The sequence below is a fragment of the Ligilactobacillus sp. LYQ139 genome (assembly GCF_045033025.1).
Classification (GTDB): Bacteria; Bacillota; Bacilli; order Lactobacillales; family Lactobacillaceae; genus Ligilactobacillus.
Window position 1 is genome coordinate 137,978 of the sequence record NZ_JBJFZW010000003.1, and the last position, 15,113, is coordinate 153,090.

The 15,113-nt window shown below is 46.0% G+C and carries 19 protein-coding genes; 17 read left to right on the forward strand and 2 right to left on the reverse strand.

Annotated features, from left to right (window positions below):
• Positions 1-2 precede the first annotated feature (2 nt).
• The 13 genes from ACI3E1_RS04155 to ACI3E1_RS04215 all read left to right on the forward strand — a co-directional run bounded on the left by ACI3E1_RS04155 (position 3) and on the right by ACI3E1_RS04215 (position 7,055).
• Complete coding sequence (locus ACI3E1_RS04155; RefSeq protein ID WP_405024397.1) at positions 3-251, forward strand: hypothetical protein; 249 nt, start codon at positions 3-5, stop codon at positions 249-251.
• Between the two features lie 49 nt (positions 252-300).
• On the forward strand, positions 301-696 hold the full coding sequence (locus tag ACI3E1_RS04160) for a DUF1433 domain-containing protein (RefSeq protein WP_405024398.1): 396 nt from the start codon (positions 301-303) through the stop codon (positions 694-696).
• Positions 697-708: 12 nt separating this feature from the next.
• Entirely contained in the window at positions 709-849 is a 141-nt protein-coding gene (locus ACI3E1_RS04165; RefSeq protein ID WP_405024399.1) for a hypothetical protein, read from the forward strand.
• A gap of 220 nt (positions 850-1,069) precedes the next feature.
• Entirely contained in the window at positions 1,070-1,879 is an 810-nt protein-coding gene (locus tag ACI3E1_RS04170) for a hypothetical protein (protein WP_405024400.1), read from the forward strand.
• Positions 1,880-1,937: 58 nt separating this feature from the next.
• Positions 1,938-2,426, forward strand: a complete 489-nt coding sequence (locus tag ACI3E1_RS04175; RefSeq protein ID WP_405024401.1) for a hypothetical protein — start codon at positions 1,938-1,940, stop codon at positions 2,424-2,426.
• The gene (locus ACI3E1_RS04180) at positions 2,426-2,959 is read left to right on the forward strand and encodes a hypothetical protein (protein ID WP_405024402.1); all 534 of its coding nucleotides are present in this window, start codon (positions 2,426-2,428) and stop codon (positions 2,957-2,959) included. Before ACI3E1_RS04175 ends, ACI3E1_RS04180 begins: the two co-directional genes overlap by 1 nt.
• 2 nt (positions 2,960-2,961) lie before the next feature.
• A complete protein-coding gene (locus tag ACI3E1_RS04185) occupies positions 2,962-3,504 on the forward strand; it encodes a hypothetical protein (protein ID WP_405024403.1) in 543 nt (180 codons plus the stop codon).
• Positions 3,505-3,769: 265 nt separating this feature from the next.
• Positions 3,770-4,522: a hypothetical protein gene (locus ACI3E1_RS04190; RefSeq protein WP_405024404.1), complete on the forward strand. Its 753-nt coding sequence runs from the start codon at positions 3,770-3,772 to the stop codon at positions 4,520-4,522.
• 3 nt (positions 4,523-4,525) lie between these two features.
• The gene (locus ACI3E1_RS04195) at positions 4,526-5,080 is read left to right on the forward strand and encodes a hypothetical protein (RefSeq protein ID WP_405024405.1); all 555 of its coding nucleotides are present in this window, start codon (positions 4,526-4,528) and stop codon (positions 5,078-5,080) included.
• A 31-nt stretch (positions 5,081-5,111) separates the two neighbouring features.
• Positions 5,112-5,420: a DUF4176 domain-containing protein gene (locus ACI3E1_RS04200; protein ID WP_405024406.1), complete on the forward strand. Its 309-nt coding sequence runs from the start codon at positions 5,112-5,114 to the stop codon at positions 5,418-5,420.
• A complete protein-coding gene (locus ACI3E1_RS04205; protein ID WP_405024407.1) occupies positions 5,420-5,704 on the forward strand; it encodes a hypothetical protein in 285 nt (94 codons plus the stop codon). Before ACI3E1_RS04200 ends, ACI3E1_RS04205 begins: the two co-directional genes overlap by 1 nt.
• A 590-nt stretch (positions 5,705-6,294) precedes the next feature.
• Positions 6,295-6,438 carry a DUF4176 domain-containing protein gene (locus ACI3E1_RS04210; RefSeq protein ID WP_405024408.1) on the forward strand — a complete coding sequence of 48 codons (144 nt, stop codon included), beginning with the start codon at positions 6,295-6,297 and terminating at the stop codon, positions 6,436-6,438.
• 272 nt (positions 6,439-6,710) lie between these two features.
• On the forward strand, positions 6,711-7,055 hold the full coding sequence (locus tag ACI3E1_RS04215) for a hypothetical protein (RefSeq protein ID WP_405024409.1): 345 nt from the start codon (positions 6,711-6,713) through the stop codon (positions 7,053-7,055).
• A 316-nt stretch (positions 7,056-7,371) separates the two neighbouring features.
• Here ACI3E1_RS04215 and ACI3E1_RS04220 read toward each other — a convergent pair whose 3' ends face one another.
• Both ACI3E1_RS04220 and ACI3E1_RS04225 read right to left on the reverse strand, forming a co-directional pair.
• On the reverse strand, positions 7,372-7,617 hold the full coding sequence (locus tag ACI3E1_RS04220) for a DUF2922 domain-containing protein (protein ID WP_405024410.1): 246 nt from the start codon (positions 7,615-7,617) through the stop codon (positions 7,372-7,374).
• 32 nt (positions 7,618-7,649) lie between these two features.
• Entirely contained in the window at positions 7,650-7,859 is a 210-nt protein-coding gene (locus tag ACI3E1_RS04225) for a DUF1659 domain-containing protein (protein WP_405024411.1), read from the reverse strand.
• 209 nt (positions 7,860-8,068) lie between these two features.
• Here ACI3E1_RS04225 and uvrB point away from each other — a divergent pair, with 209 nt between their 5' ends.
• The 4 genes from uvrB to yvcK all read left to right on the forward strand — a co-directional run bounded on the left by uvrB (position 8,069) and on the right by yvcK (position 15,111).
• Positions 8,069-10,072, forward strand: a complete 2,004-nt coding sequence (gene uvrB, locus ACI3E1_RS04230) for an excinuclease ABC subunit UvrB (RefSeq protein ID WP_405024412.1) — start codon at positions 8,069-8,071, stop codon at positions 10,070-10,072.
• Between the two features lie 15 nt (positions 10,073-10,087).
• Positions 10,088-12,964 (forward strand): excinuclease ABC subunit UvrA, encoded by a 2,877-nt coding sequence (gene uvrA / locus ACI3E1_RS04235; RefSeq protein WP_405024413.1) that lies wholly within the window; start codon positions 10,088-10,090, stop codon positions 12,962-12,964.
• Positions 12,965-13,207: 243 nt separating this feature from the next.
• Positions 13,208-14,098: an RNase adapter RapZ gene (gene rapZ, locus ACI3E1_RS04240; RefSeq protein WP_405024414.1), complete on the forward strand. Its 891-nt coding sequence runs from the start codon at positions 13,208-13,210 to the stop codon at positions 14,096-14,098.
• Positions 14,095-15,111, forward strand: coding sequence for a uridine diphosphate-N-acetylglucosamine-binding protein YvcK (gene yvcK, locus ACI3E1_RS04245; RefSeq protein ID WP_405024415.1), 1,017 nt, complete (start codon positions 14,095-14,097; stop codon positions 15,109-15,111). The genes rapZ and yvcK overlap by 4 nt, the downstream gene beginning before the upstream one ends.
• Positions 15,112-15,113: the final 2 nt, after the last annotated feature.

The following is a 15,113-nucleotide window of genomic DNA, read 5'->3' on the forward strand; positions in this document are numbered from 1 at the left end:
TGATGGATTATTGGGAAAAATATTCAGACTATGATAACCAGCAATTAGCAAATTTATCATATAGAAATTATAATTGCGGGTTACATAGTGTTGCAGGCCGTAATCTTTACATCAAATCAATCGTAAAACAATCCGATGGTGTCGAAGCCTACGTTGTTGTTCCTAAAAGTGAAGCGCATCTTCCGGCTAGTCATGTTCACCATGTTGCTGGGATTTATCGGGAGTCAGATAATCTGTTAAACCTAATATGAAAGATGAACGCAACGGATGAACAAATAAAATAAGAAACAGGAAATCAAAATGAAAAAGAAAATTAATTGGAACACGATAACAGTGACAGTGTTAGTAGTCTTAGGGCTGGTGTTAGGGATAAAAATTACCAGGGGAATTATTGTGCAGCACGAAGAAAAAATTAAGCAGCATGAAGAGTTGGTTAGTTTGGTGAAGGAAGAAACGCCGAAGATTAAACGGTACGTTCATAAACAAGATCAACGGCATGCGATTAAGACGATTACGATTGAGTATCAGAAGACGCATCTTACACCAATGAATTTTATTGAAATCGAAGGATATATAAACGGAAATAAAGAATTGGGATTTGAAGTAGATGCGGATGCAAGAACGGAGGGAGTAAAGATGTATATAGATGGCTTTGAGTGTTCAAAAAAGATGGGAAAATTAATTGGTTTTGAATAGAGGAGGTTACGAATGGGTTATTGGGAAAAATATTCAGACAGAAATAACCAGCAGTTAGCAGCTCTGCCTTATAGAAATTATGCTTGTGGTCCACATAATATTTCAGGTAAAAGTCTCTACATTAAATCAGTAATAAAACAATCCGAAAATTAAATGTCTTTTACTCGAAGGATTAATTATTTTATGTTGTGTTGGCGCAGTAATCCAAATAAATCAATTGAAATTTAACAATATTAGACAGGATCAAAGGCAGTGTTGGTCAGATATTTTTTGGGCGTGTCAGTTATTGATGTTGAACTTTTTGACACTAGTATTGGGAATTATAGCGTTAATTTTTAGCAGTTCTGATGATAATAATTAGGAGCAGCAGCTGGTGAAATTGAAGGCGGAGCTACAGGGTTCGCATTTGGTGGCGTTGCCGGAGCCGTGTACGGTAATCATGAAGGAATGGAGTTTGCCAAGAGCGAGTTTGACTCAGATATTGATGGGAAGTAGTGAAATGAAGCGTAAACAATATATCTTATCGACTTTAGGAGTTCTTTTTTCAGGAATGATATTAGGATTCATCGTAATTGTGTGTGCACCGTGTTCTTTGTTTTATATAACGGAAAGTAATTTTGAAACGTGGGGAGTGGCTTTTATAGTCATTTCTGTATTGTCAGGGATATTCGTGAATAAATTATCTGAAAAAATTAAAAATGGTCAACCATGGAAATTGTTTTTAGAAATAATAGGCTATTATTTATTCTGGATATTTGCCTGTTCGTTTTATGGGTGTTGTTATATGGCCTTAGATGATATTGGCTGGATTATTCCAGCATTCTATGCAATGGGCGTTGTTATTACATTGGTGTGTTTATCGGTCGGATTATTATTACCGCAACGATCAAAAAAATTGGCGATAATCCCCGGGATTGCTGCGATTATCATAGTAATAGTATTAATTGAAAATATTGTACGCCCGGGTTCAATTTTGGTCATTTTTGCATTTGTTGTAGTCGGAATATTTTATTGCTTTTTCTTTATTTATCAGATTAATAAACTGAAGTTCGATAAAATTGAAGATAATTCTATTCAACGTTGGGCATCAATTTTTAATACTGATGTTGATATGGGATTAACGTTTATAACAATGCTTGGAGCAATGTTAGCACTATTCTTTAAGAACGAAGACGATAATTGATCGGAAAAATACTTTTCGGGATTATCGATGGTTTTGTCTGCAATTAGGCAGGCAAGTAATGATTTTCGTATGGTTAGATAATGTGACGGAGAGTAATGGACTTGAAGGAATGGCCTATCGTTCGGCACGAACATTCATTAAGTCAGTAATTAATCCCGCTATTACGGGGGTTATTACAGCGGGTGATCAGCTACGCGATGGGGTCAAGAAGTTACACAGTGATTATACCGATAAGGTTGATAGCCGGAGTTGGAGTGTTAAGGAACTTGATGAAAAAATTCGCCATTATAAATTGGAGGGAGACAAATTAAACCATGCTTTGGATAAAATGACTGGTCCAGGGGATGGTCCAGCTACAAATTCGCTTGAAACGCAAATAAGCCAAAATTCGTATTGCTTGGAAAAATATGAACGAATTAAGGAGCACTTAATTGAGTTTAGTGGAGAATCAGCAAGTTTCTTTAGTGGTTTAATGGGACTGCGGATATTAACGCTGCGGCATGACAACTTCAATCAAACAATATTACTAATTCAAGTTGTACTGTGATGAAGACCCCAAGTAGTAAAGATTTGAAATGGGCACATGATATAAAAAAGAAGCATTGGGAGTATGAAGGACATCACGTATTACATGCAACTGATAAAGGATTAGATTTATTTAAACACTCTTATGGACGTGCAGTAGGTTTAGTTGGCAAAGGATTTCATTGGGCATCTAAACATTCATCATATTTAGCGTCAGATTTTGAAAAAATTTCTCATGGTGCAAAATATGTTGGTGGCAAAGTAGAGAAGTTTGCTGATAGTAAAGCATTAGCATTAGTTGGGCTAGGATTCACAGCGTACGATGATTTTAAAGATACACGAAGCAAAATTAAAGCAACGGCTAAAGTCATAGCAACCACCGGGACAGACATAGTTTTGGATGGAATAATTGACACTGGGACTACCGCTATAGAAGGATTTTTTGGTGGCCCGGTTGGGTCTGTAGCAGGTGTTACTACAGGTGTAGTTGCAGACACTGTAGTTGATAAATTTGTTAATAACAAGATAAATCAATTTATTGATAAGGATTTTTAATTATGAAAAATGTTAGGTACTTAATGTATGGGGTAATCCAGAATAAAAATCAAAAACGGCGTAAACAAATTTTGTATGATTGCCAAAAAAATATTTTTTTAGAATCGGCAGGAAGTGTCTCAAATTCATATAAAGAGGTTGCCATTTTTCTTCCAATTTTATTAGCGCCAATTCTAGGATCACTTTTTTATGATGTTCCAATGCACATTCACTGGTATTGGGAAGTAACTGTGGCGCTTATTACAGTGGGGATTTTTGCTGCTGATATTGTAATTGTTAACCATCAAAATGTAGGTGTTTCACATCGTATTATTAGTAAATGTGTGGTAAGCACGTGGAATCGGCGTGTTTTGACAGTCGCATTAATACTTTTTCTTATTAGTTTGGTAGGAATATATATGTACATAACGAGTTATACGCTTGGGATGTGCGTATTTAATTACTGCATCGAATTTTTTGATGTATATATTGGAATGACAATTATTACCATGTTTTACGCCCAGGTTATTAGAATGGGGAAGCGATTGAGGAATATCAACGACTAAGCAGGAACATTGTTTTATACGATTAAAACATAATTTTGTTTCATTGGATTGGATGCTATTGTTTACGATTCGTTGAGGACAATATCTATGCTTATAATTGACGATATTATAACTATTTTTGCTCTTATGTACGTATACTACCTTGTATTAGGAGGTACGTATTCGCTATGTAAAGTGAGTATGTAATTGTATTTAAAGGGGGGACGAGTTGGTGTTACCGAATTATAAATAGGAGAGAGACAAATTAAACCATGCTTTGGATAAAATGACTGGTCCAGGGGATGGTCCAGCTACAAATTCGCTTGAAACGCAAATAAGCCAAAATTCGTATTGCTTGGAAAAATGTGAGCGAATTAAAGAGCACTTAATTGAGTTTAGTGGTGAGTCAACACGTTTCTTTACCGGGTTAACCGGAACATTTGCGGATATAAACGCTGCGGCTCAACAGCTTCAATCAAAAAATATTACTGATCCAAGTTGCACTGTGATGAAGACCCCCAGTAGCAAAGATTTGAAGTGGGCACGTGATGTGGAGAAGCGCCACCGTGATTTCATTGCTAACGGAATCTTAGCAAAGGGACTTAACAAGACCGAAAGATGGATGGACCGTTTTGAATCTGGTGAGGGTAAACTGATAGCTTATGCAGGAAACGGAGTTGGAAAGATTGCAGAACATTCGGCCTACCTTGGTGAACATCTAGGAAGCGTATCAATGTTTTTAAAACGCCTTGGTGGTGGAATAGGTGAATTTATGGAAGACGGTGGAAAAGTAGCTCTAAAGAGACTTGGTGCAGTATTAATGTTTGCTGAAGATATGCATGATGGAGAAGGGCTTAAAAAATCGCTGGAACGAACGGCACTAAAGGTTGCGGCGGATAGTGTTGTTGATCTTGTCCTTGAAGGATTCGGAACGGCTACAGATGCTTTTGATGGACCACTAGGGACAGTTTTAGGAATAGGATTATCTGTTAAAGCAGATGATTATATAAACGGTGAGATAGATAAATTTGTGGGGTAAGCTATGCTTAAAATACGACGTGGAAATTTCGATAAAGCACGGTTTTTGAGATACGGTATCTTAAAGGCGCATGAAGAACATCATGACGGAAAAGGTTATAAGACATTAATTTGCTACGATAAGCAGGAACATTGCTTCGTGCGTTTAAAGCACGATTTTATGGCATCTCGAGGGTTAGCTTTTTTGGGATTAGTAGCAATCGGAAGTCCTTTTGTAAATCTTTTATCTAAGGTGAAAATAACATTTCATTGGTGGATGATTGTCCCGGTAATTTTATTCAGTTTAGTTAGTTATGAGTTTAAACGGCGTAATGATGCTGAACAGTTTGAGCGAATAGATGCAAGCGATAAAGTAATTAATGCAAATGTTGTCTATGTTTTGTTGTATTTTTTGGGAGTTATTCCATTCAGTATATTTCTTCTCTGGTTGGGCGCAGACCAGTTTCCTAATTATGATTTTTGGGGAATTTTGCTTGTCTTTTGGGTTATATGGCTTAACATTATATATCTTTGCATCATAATAGAAGGGCTTTATGTGCGTACTCATTATGTAAAGTAAGAATATACACGTATAAAAAGGAGGGTTCTCATTGCTACCGATTGGCTCAATTGTAAAAACAAAGTTTTCAAAGAATGATTCAAAACTAATAATTGTATCAATCATGCCAGAAAGTACCATGTCTGGCGAGAAAGGTTATTACGATTACGGCGCATTCCTATATCCAATAGGACAAATGGGGGATGAGATGGCGTTTTTCAATGACGATGACGTTACTGAAGTGGTCTACAAGGGGTATGACGACAATCAATGGCGTAAATTTGACGAGTATGTGGTCGGTCAAATTAATAAGAGAGAGATTAAGATTCCCCATTTAACTGCAAAGGAACGTGAGGAATAGTGTTTTACCAGTCGGATATGGAAGATAGTGGCAAATATGCTCTAAAAAGGACAGGAATAACATTATTATTTGCTGAGGAAGTTCACGAAGGTGAAGGATTACGAAAATCTCTTGAACTAACTGCATTAAAGACTGTGGTGGATGGTGCAATTGATTTTGGAGTTGATTCTTTTTTCTCAGCATTCGATGAATTTCTTGGCCCGGTTGAAACGATTGCTAGAATATATATTTCAAGTAAACTAGATGACAAAATTAATAAGGTAATAGATAGATACGTGGGGTGAAAGGTTTTGAAGAGGGGAAACTACGATAGGCCGCGAATTTTACGCTATGGTTTTCTGAAAGCACATGAGGAACATCATGATGGTAAAGGACATAAAACATTAATTTGCTATGACAAACAAGAACATTGCTTTGTACGGCTAAAACACGATTTCATTTCAAATCGTGGAGTTACTTTTGTAATGGGAGTAATGTGTACTCTTCCGTTTTTTAATTCGTTTACTAACTGGTTAAGTGGATTTCATCTAACGTTTCATTGGTGGATGTGGTTGATTGCAATTATTATTGGTTTACTAGGTTACGAAGCTAATAGACGGAACGATGCAACTCAGTTCGAGAAAATTGAACCAAACGAGGAAGTTATTAATTCTCATGTTAAATATTGTTTACTGTTTGTTTTAGGATATATTCCGTTGGATTTAGTACTACTATCTACAATTCATTGGGGCCAATATCCATATTTGCAATTAGATGATGTTATGATGATTTTTATGATTGTATATGTGAATACTATGCTGTTATACCTTATACTAGAGGGTCTTTATGTACGTATTCGTTATGTAAGGTAAATATATAAAAAGGGATGTTTTCAATGTTACCGATTGGCTCGGTTGTGAAAACAAAATTTTCAAAAAACAATTCAAAATTAATAATTGTATCAATCATGCCAGAAAGTACTATATCTGGGGAAAAGGGTCATTATGATTACGGTGCATTCTTGTATCCTATAAGATAGATGGGGGATGAGATGCCGTTTTTCAATAAGGATGATTTTACTAAAATGGTCACACAAAAATATCGGTTGGAAATCCAGTTAATCACGTAGAGCAATTAATCGGGGAATGCGTGGCATTGGATATGGACGAAAGTGCTGGGATATGATATTAAAATAGGATTGCATTATTTTTTACCGAGGAATCTAAATTTCACATTTTATGTTCAATTTGACCTCGCATAAATTATTTGAATTGATAGACTGGTTTTGTTCGGTAACCCAAGGAGGAGCCAATGAAACCAGTCCATTTTGAATATGTATTGTCTTCGTCGCGGGAACGGGTTATCCATGCAGCCTTGCACCGGCTTCACCTTACTCCGGGGAGTCCGCTTTATGAAGATCTTTTCGTGGAGGGGCAGTTGCTTTTCGCGGCGGCCTACGCCGACTATTGCGCCCGGTTTACCGCTCAAGACGAACACCAGATTATTATGTATGCCAGCCAGCGCATCCGGTGGGGATTAATCGATTATCTCCGGCGGGAACGGCGTCACCAAAAAACCGTCAATTACGGTCTAATCCCCGCCGCAGTAGGGGGGGGGGGGCAGCGCGCACCTGGTAACTCATTTTCTACCGGCTGAAACAATTGAAGCTCAGCAGCTTCTTAACCAGGTTTTGCAGGAGGCTTCTACCGGAGAGCGCATCTTTTTAATCGGACGTTTGACCCGTAATTTATCGGTTAGGGAGATTGCCTGCGAGGCCGGGGTGGCCCCCGGTACGGTTTACCGGTGGCGTCGACAGTTATGGGCGCGGATGATGCGGCTGCGGGGTGAGACGTAAAGGGTTTGGGGGCCAGGAGCCGGGCACACTGGGCGTAATTAAGAAACAGAATATAATTTTTTCAAAATAAAATGGGGATGGTTGTAACCATCCCCATTTGTTCGGTAACCAGTGTGCTTAGTGTGTCACTGGTGCTGTTTTCTCTTCCTTGAAGAGTGATGCAGCCGTCGTATCGACGTACTCTGCGGCCACTGGGTGTGCCAGCAGTTCACTGCCATCCGCAGCAACAAAAAGTTTAAGTCCGCTCAATTGGTCCATGATCTGGTGAACGGTATCCTTATCATGGGCGGTGGTGACGTTGGTGAGCCGAACGCGACGTGTTTTTCCCTGGCTATCCCGGAACGTGAGGTTCAGTACTTTCATTTAAATTCCCCCTTTCAGTGGTGCGGTGGTGACTACTGAACCGCAATCGTGCGGTTCCCTGTCAACATGATTGTCTTAACCGGTTCATCGGTTAGCTGACTAATCAGTTTAGCAAACTGCTGAATGGTCTGATCGGTCGCCGTGGGGTTGACGTTGTTAAACGCCCGCTGGCGTAACCGGGCACTGTCCTTGACGGTGCATCCCAGCCGGATACTGAGTTTATTCCAATGATCGTTATTCATGGTGCTTCCTCCTGGTGATTATTTTGTAAGCTTACACTCTTAATAACGAAGCAGCCGGTAATTTTTGACGGGGAAGAAAATATTTCGTTAAAAAAAGAAGGGGAGGTGGTAATCCGGGACGCGGTTTGCGTAGTCGGTGTGATGCGAAAGTATGTTCGGCGTGGTAGAATAGAATTACTTTAAGTTAGTACGAATGGAGGGAAGTGCGCATGATTGAACGGCAGGCGGACCGCCAGTTTGAGTTGGTGTCCAAGTACCGCCCGACGGGGGACCAACCCCAGGCTATTCAGCAGTTGACAGCGGGAATTCAAGCCGGAACGAAGGAACAGATTCTTCTGGGGGCGACCGGGACGGGGAAGACCTTCACGATTTCTAATGTGATTGCGCAGGCTAATAAGCCAACGCTGGTGTTAGCCCATAATAAGACGCTGGCCGGACAGTTGTATAGCGAGTTTAAGCAGTTCTTTCCGCACAATGCGGTTGAATACTTCGTTAGTTATTATGATTTTTACCAACCGGAAGCGTATGTTCCGTCCAGTGACACGTACATTGAGAAGGATTCCAGCATTAACGATGAGATTGATAAGCTCCGGCATTCTGCGACGAGTTCGTTGTTGGAGCGCAACGACGTAATTGTGGTGGCATCGGTCTCCTCCATCTTTGGGTTGGGGGATCCGGTGGAATACCAGAAACACGTGATTTCCCTGCGGGTTGGGCAGCAACTTGAGCGGGATGATTTGTTACGTGCGTTGGTTGATATTCAGTACGACCGTAACGACATTGACTTTCAACGGGGGCGGTTCCGGGTACACGGTGATGTCGTCGAGGTATTCCCGGCGTCCCATGATGAGCGGGCGTTGCGGATTGAATTTTTCGGGGACGAAATTGACCGGATGCGTGAAATTGATCCGCTGACCGGTGAGGTGTTTGGTGACCGCGATCACGTGGCCATCTTCCCGGCATCCCATTTCATGATTGATGGGGTGCACCTGGATGCGGGGATCAAAGCTATCCAGCAGGAACTCGAAGAGCGGGAGACTTACTTTGAAAAGGAGGGGAAACTGCTGGAAGCCCAACGCCTCAAGCAGCGGACCACCTATGATATTGAGATGTTGCGCGAGATGGGGTACTGTCCGGGGATTGAGAACTACTCAGCACCATTGGAAGGCCGAAAACACGGTCAACCACCGCACACGTTGCTGGACTTTTTCCCGGATGATTTTCTGATTGTGGTCGACGAGTCCCACGTGACGATGCCGCAGGTGCGCGGGATGTACAACGGCGACCTTGCGCGCAAGCAGGTGTTGGTGGATTACGGGTTCCGCTTACCTAGTGCGGTGGATAACCGGCCGTTAAAGCTTAACGAGTTTGAACAGCACGTCCACCAGATTATCTATATGTCTGCAACACCCGGGCCGTACGAGCTAGACCGAACCACCCACGTGGCCGAACAGATTATTCGGCCAACGGGGTTACTGGACCCCAAGGTTGAGGTGCGGCCGGTAATGGGCCAGATGGATAACCTCGTGGGGGAAATTAATAAGCGCGTTGACCTGAACGAGCGCGTGTTTGTCACGACCCTTACTAAGAAGATGGCCGAGGATTTGACGGATTACCTTAAAGACCTAGGAATTAAGGTGAAGTACCTCCATTCGGATATTAAAACGCTGGAGCGGACGAAGATTATCCGCGACCTGCGACTCGGCAAGTTTGATGTCTTGGTCGGAATTAACCTCCTGCGGGAGGGGATTGACGTGCCGGAGGTTTCCCTGGTGGCTATCCTGGACGCTGACAAGGAAGGCTTTTTGCGTAACGAACGCTCGTTGATTCAGACGATTGGGCGGGCGGCCCGAAACGAGCACGGTCACGTCATCATGTACGCGGACGAGGTAACGGCGTCGATGCGGGCGGCCATTGATGAAACGAAGCGGCGGCGGACCCTCCAGCAGCAATACAACCAAGAACATCACATTACACCGCACACGATTAAGAAGAAGATTAGGGCGGCTATTTCAGTGACGAACGGGACACCGGAAAATACGGATGAACCCGAAAACGAGGTTGAGTTTAGCAAGATGAGCCGGGCCGAGCAGCACGAGTTGATTAACAACTTAAAGCAGCAGATGCAGCGGGCGGCCAAGGAACTAAACTACGAGGAAGCCGCGACGCTCCGGGATACGATTATGGAATTGAAATTACAGATTGGTGAGTAAACGGAAGGTGAAAGTGTGGGACAGAATAAGATTGTGATTCACGGAGCGCGGGAACATAACTTGAAAAACATTGACGTTACGATTCCTAAGAACAAGTTAGTGGTGGTAACGGGATTATCCGGCTCCGGAAAGAGTTCACTGGCATTTGACACGTTGTATGCGGAGGGGCGCCGTCGGTACGTGGAAAGTTTGTCGGCGTACGCCCGCCAGTTTTTGGGGCAGACCAGTAAACCCGACGTGGATGCGATTGACGGGCTCTCACCAGCCATCTCCATTGATCAGAAAACGACGTCCCATAATCCGCGTTCAACGGTTGGCACGGTGACGGAAATTAATGATTACCTGCGGTTATTATGGGCCCGGGTCGGCACGCCGGTTTGTCCGCACGATGGTCACGTGATTACGCGGCAATCCCCCCAGCAGATGGTTGAACGAATTCTGCAGTTACCGGAGCGAACCAAGCTCCAACTGTTGGCGCCGGTGGTGCGGGACAAGAAGGGGCAACACAAGCAGGTATTAGCTAAGATTCGCCGGGCCGGGTTTGTCCGGGTAATGGTCGACGGGGAACGTTACGACCTGGATGAGGTGCCAGCACTTGAAAAGAATAAGAAGCACGCCATTGCGGTGATTGTTGACCGGATTATTGTCAAACCGGGGATCCGGTCCCGGCTCTTTGATTCAGTGGAGGCGGCCCTCAAACTAACCCATGGGTTTATGACGGTCGACGTGATCGGTGGTGCTCCTTTGCAGTTTTCCGAAAATTTTGCCTGCCCATACTGCGGGTTTACGATTGGGGAGCTTGAGCCGCGCTTGTTTTCGTTTAACGCACCGTACGGGGCTTGCCCGGCGTGTGACGGGTTAGGCCATAAGATTGAGGTTGATCCTGATTTAGTTGTTCCAGATAAGCGTTTGTCGCTTGAAGAAGGCGCGGTAGCTCCGTGGAACTCTGCAACGGCGCAGTACTACCCGACGATGTTGCGGCAGGCCTGCCGGCAGTTTGGCATTCCCTTAGACGTGCCGTTTGAAAAGCTTAGTAAAGCTGATCAGCACACCGTTTTGTACGGGGCCGGGGAGCGGCAGTTCCACTTCCAGTTCCAAGGAAGTGAAATGGGCGGCGCCCGCGACCTTGATATGCAGTTTGAGGGGGTTATCCCCAATGTTGATCGGCGCTACCATAGTAGCGGTAGCGACTTCACCCGCGAACTGTTGCGCAAGTACATGACGACACTTCCCTGTCAGCAGTGTCACGGGTACCGGCTTAACGAGCGGGCGTTGGCCGTGCAGGTTGGCGGCAAAAACATTGGTGAGGCTACGGAACTACCGGTGGTGGCCGCAGCGAAGTTCTTTAGCGGGTTGACCTTTAATGCGCAGGCCGAACAGATTGCCCGGCCGATTCTCAAGGAGATCAACGATCGGTTGACGTTTTTAAATAACGTCGGGTTGGATTACCTGACACTCAGCCGGTCGGCGCGGACGCTTTCTGGGGGTGAGGCCCAGCGGATTCGGCTGGCAACCCAGATTGGGTCCAACCTGTCCGGGGTAATGTATGTTCTGGACGAACCGTCAATTGGCCTTCACCAGCGGGATAACGGTCGGTTAATCAGATCACTCCAGCAGATGCGTGATCTGGGGAACACCTTAATTGTTGTGGAGCACGACGAAGAAACGATGCGGGCGGCTGATTATCTGATTGACATTGGTCCCGGCGCGGGCGCTAATGGGGGACAGGTTATGGCAGCTGGGACTCCCAAGCAGGTGGCCCGGAGCCGGAAGTCCCTCACCGGGCAGTACTTGTCCGGGAAGAAGGTTATCCCGGTACCGGCAACCCGTCGTGAAGGAAACGGACATGCCGTTACGGTTTACGGGGCGGCGGCGAATAACCTTAAGCAGATTGACGTGGCGTTTCCGCTCGGAAAGTTTATCGCGGTGACGGGTGTATCGGGCTCCGGAAAATCCACGCTGGTTAACCTGATTTTAAAGCGGGCACTAGCGCAGAAGTTAAATAACAGTTTGGTTAAACCAGGAGCCTACCGGAAGATTACGGGGGTTGAGCACCTCGAGAAGGTCATTGATATTGACCAAACCCCGATTGGGCGGACGCCGCGGAGTAACCCGGCCACGTATACCGGGGTGTTTGATGACATTCGCGGGTTGTTTGCGACGACTAACGCCGCTAAGATGCGCGGGTACGGGAAGGGCCGCTTTAGCTTTAATGTTAAGGGGGGCCGGTGTGAGGCGTGTCACGGGGATGGCATTATTAAGATTGAGATGAACTTCCTGCCGGACGTGTACGTGCCGTGTGAGGTCTGTCACGGCACGCGGTATAACTCCGAGACGCTTGAGGTGGAGTATAAGGGCAAAAACATCGCCCAGGTACTGGCAATGACGGTTGATGAAGCGCTTGAATTCTTTGATGCCATCCCTAAGATTCGGCGGAAGTTGCAGACGATTGCCGATGTTGGGTTGGGGTACGTCCAGCTTGGCCAGCCAGCAACGACCTTATCCGGTGGGGAAGCCCAGCGGATGAAGTTGGCAAGTGAGTTGCATAAGAAGAGTAACGGGAAGACGTTTTACATTCTGGACGAACCCACAACGGGATTGCACGCCGATGATATTAACCGCCTGTTGGGCGTGCTGCAGCGGTTGGTTGATAAGGGCAACACCGTTACGGTGATCGAGCACAACCTCGATGTTATCAAGGTGGCTGACCACATCATTGATCTCGGCCCTGAAGGCGGGGACGGTGGGGGAACGGTCGTGGCCACCGGAACACCGGAAGAAATTTGTAGGGTACCGGAAAGTTATACGGGCCGGTATTTAAAAGACAAGGTGCATCAAGGTGCGGAGCCGTCCCGCCAGGTAAATAAAGCGACGCCAGACGGAGGACGATGAAATCGTCCAAGGAAGGGGTCGTTATTTACCGGAGGCGGGGCGAGCGGAGCCCGATTTAACCAAGGTGTAGAGCCGTCCCGCCAGGTAAATAAATTAAGGCGGGCCGCTGAGCGGGAAAACCGGTCAGGGAGAATTACGGGGAGGTAGCCCGGGTAAATCCTGGTTAGAACAAGGTGCACAGCCGTAAAAGGTCCTATGCTATAATTTCCTTTGAAACCGTAAACCAGAGAGGAGGTTGCTGGGATGGCCAATGATATGGACCTGGTAATTATTACTGGAATGAGCGGTGCGGGGAAGACCGTGACCATGCAAAGCTTCGAGGATCTCGGGTACTTCTGCGTGGATAACATGCCCCCACTGCTCTTACCGAAGCTGATGGAGTTGTTGCATAACTCAGCGGAATACAAGCGGGTGGCGCTGGTAATGGACGCCCGCTCACCTAAATTTTATAAGGAAATCGTGAACGTCCTTCAGGAACTGGATACTCAAGGGGGGGTCCAACCCCGCATTGTATTTCTGGATTCATCTGACGAGGAACTGGTGGCCCGCTATAAGGAAACCCGCCGGTCCCACCCGCTTGCGATGGGCGGCCGGATACTGGACGGAATTAAAAAGGAACGGGCGATGCTGGCAGAAATGCGGGCGCGGGCGTCGGTCGTAATCGACACGTCAACGATTAGCCCGCGGCAATTGCGGGAAAAAATCTTCCAGAGGTTTGCCACCGCGGACAGTGAGCCGTTCCACGTCCAGGTCATTTCGTTTGGTTTTAAGTACGGGCTTCCGATTGATGCGGACGTGGTGATGGATGTCCGCTTTTTACCTAACCCGTACTACGTTCCAGAGTTAAAGGAAAAAACGGGGATGGATAAGGACGTGTACGACTACGTTATGAATTCTCCGCGAACCGAGGAATTTTACCAGAATTACCTGAAAACGTTGCGCTGCGCGTTGCCGGGGTACATTGATGAGGGGAAAACGAGCCTGACGATTGCGATTGGGTGTACTGGTGGCCAGCACCGGTCCGTGGCAATTGCCCGGCGGTTGGCAGCGGACCTCAAGCAGGATGGCCAGTACCCAGTCCGGCTTTTTCACCGGGATAGTCAACGGAGAAAGGAGACCGTGAACCGCTCATGAAACTCACAGTTCATGGAAGAAAGCCCCGCGTTGTCGTGATTGGCGGGGGAACGGGGTTGCCCGTGATTTTAAATAACCTGCGTGCTTCCGGGGCGGACATTACGGCCGTCGTGACGGTTGCTGATGACGGGGGATCGTCAGGAATTCTGCGGAACTACGTGAACGTGGTGCCACCCGGTGATATCCGCAATGTCCTGGTTGCCTTGTCGCGGCTGAGTGACTTTGAAAAGGAAGTTTTTCAGTATCGTTTCCGGTCTGACGACCACTTCTTTGCGGGTCACGCGATGGGAAACCTCATCATTGCGGCGATGACTGAGATGATGGGGGACGACATCTTTGCGACCGTTCAGAAATTAGCGGAACTCATGCGGGTTGACGGTCACGTTTATCCGGTCGCTAATACGCCCCTCGTCCTCAACGCCGAGTTTGCGGACGGGACCACCCTGGCCGGGGAATCTGAGATTTCCGGAATCGAAAAGACGATTAAGCGGGTGTGGGTGACAACCCTTGATGGGAGTAAACCCGCTGCCGTTCCTGAGGTGATCGCGGCGATTATGCATGCTGACCAAATTGTATTAGGGCCAGGAAGCCTGTTTACCAGCATTTTGCCCAACTTGATGATTGAAAACGTGCGCGTGGCGCTCCAACAAACCCCCGCTGAAGTGGTGTACATCTGCAACATCATGACGCAGAAGGGCGAGACTGAGCATTTCACCGATGCCGATCACGTGCGGGTGCTGAACGACCATTTGGGCGGGCACTACATTGATACGGTGCTGGTTAATAATGAACAGGTTCCCGCTGATTACATGGACCGGCAGCGGTACGACGAGTACCTCGATCAAGTACGGTACGATTTTGGGGGCCTCCGGGCGCAGGGGTGCCGGGTAATCTCCGATAATTTCCTGCGGCTCCGTGATCACGGGGTGTTTCATAACGGGTCAAAGGTCGTAGCGGAACTCACCAAGTTAATGGGGCGGCCCCGGTCGTGGGATGCGAACGAATACAATTAAGG

Excerpts from the sequence above, each read along its gene's own strand:
- ACI3E1_RS04210 (WP_405024408.1), top strand. The coding sequence starts at position 6,295 with ATGTTACCGATTGGCTCGGTTGTGAAAACAAAATTTTCAAAAAACAAT.
- ACI3E1_RS04195 (WP_405024405.1), top strand. The coding sequence starts at position 4,526 with ATGCTTAAAATACGACGTGGAAATTTCGATAAAGCACGGTTTTTGAGA.
- ACI3E1_RS04155 (WP_405024397.1), top strand. The coding sequence starts at position 3 with ATGGATTATTGGGAAAAATATTCAGACTATGATAACCAGCAATTAGCA.
- ACI3E1_RS04190 (WP_405024404.1), top strand. The coding sequence starts at position 3,770 with ATGACTGGTCCAGGGGATGGTCCAGCTACAAATTCGCTTGAAACGCAA.
- ACI3E1_RS04225 (WP_405024411.1), bottom strand. The coding sequence starts at position 7,859 with ATGAATAACGATCATTGGAATAAACTCAGTATCCGGCTGGGATGCACC.
- yvcK (WP_405024415.1), top strand. The coding sequence starts at position 14,095 with ATGAAACTCACAGTTCATGGAAGAAAGCCCCGCGTTGTCGTGATTGGC.
- ACI3E1_RS04220 (WP_405024410.1), bottom strand. The coding sequence starts at position 7,617 with ATGAAAGTACTGAACCTCACGTTCCGGGATAGCCAGGGAAAAACACGT.
- uvrB (WP_405024412.1), top strand. The coding sequence starts at position 8,069 with ATGATTGAACGGCAGGCGGACCGCCAGTTTGAGTTGGTGTCCAAGTAC.
- ACI3E1_RS04160 (WP_405024398.1), top strand. The coding sequence starts at position 301 with ATGAAAAAGAAAATTAATTGGAACACGATAACAGTGACAGTGTTAGTA.
- ACI3E1_RS04165 (WP_405024399.1), top strand. The coding sequence starts at position 709 with ATGGGTTATTGGGAAAAATATTCAGACAGAAATAACCAGCAGTTAGCA.
- ACI3E1_RS04180 (WP_405024402.1), top strand. The coding sequence starts at position 2,426 with ATGAAGACCCCAAGTAGTAAAGATTTGAAATGGGCACATGATATAAAA.
- ACI3E1_RS04215 (WP_405024409.1), top strand. The coding sequence starts at position 6,711 with ATGAAACCAGTCCATTTTGAATATGTATTGTCTTCGTCGCGGGAACGG.
- ACI3E1_RS04185 (WP_405024403.1), top strand. The coding sequence starts at position 2,962 with ATGAAAAATGTTAGGTACTTAATGTATGGGGTAATCCAGAATAAAAAT.
- rapZ (WP_405024414.1), top strand. The coding sequence starts at position 13,208 with ATGGCCAATGATATGGACCTGGTAATTATTACTGGAATGAGCGGTGCG.
- ACI3E1_RS04175 (WP_405024401.1), top strand. The coding sequence starts at position 1,938 with ATGATTTTCGTATGGTTAGATAATGTGACGGAGAGTAATGGACTTGAA.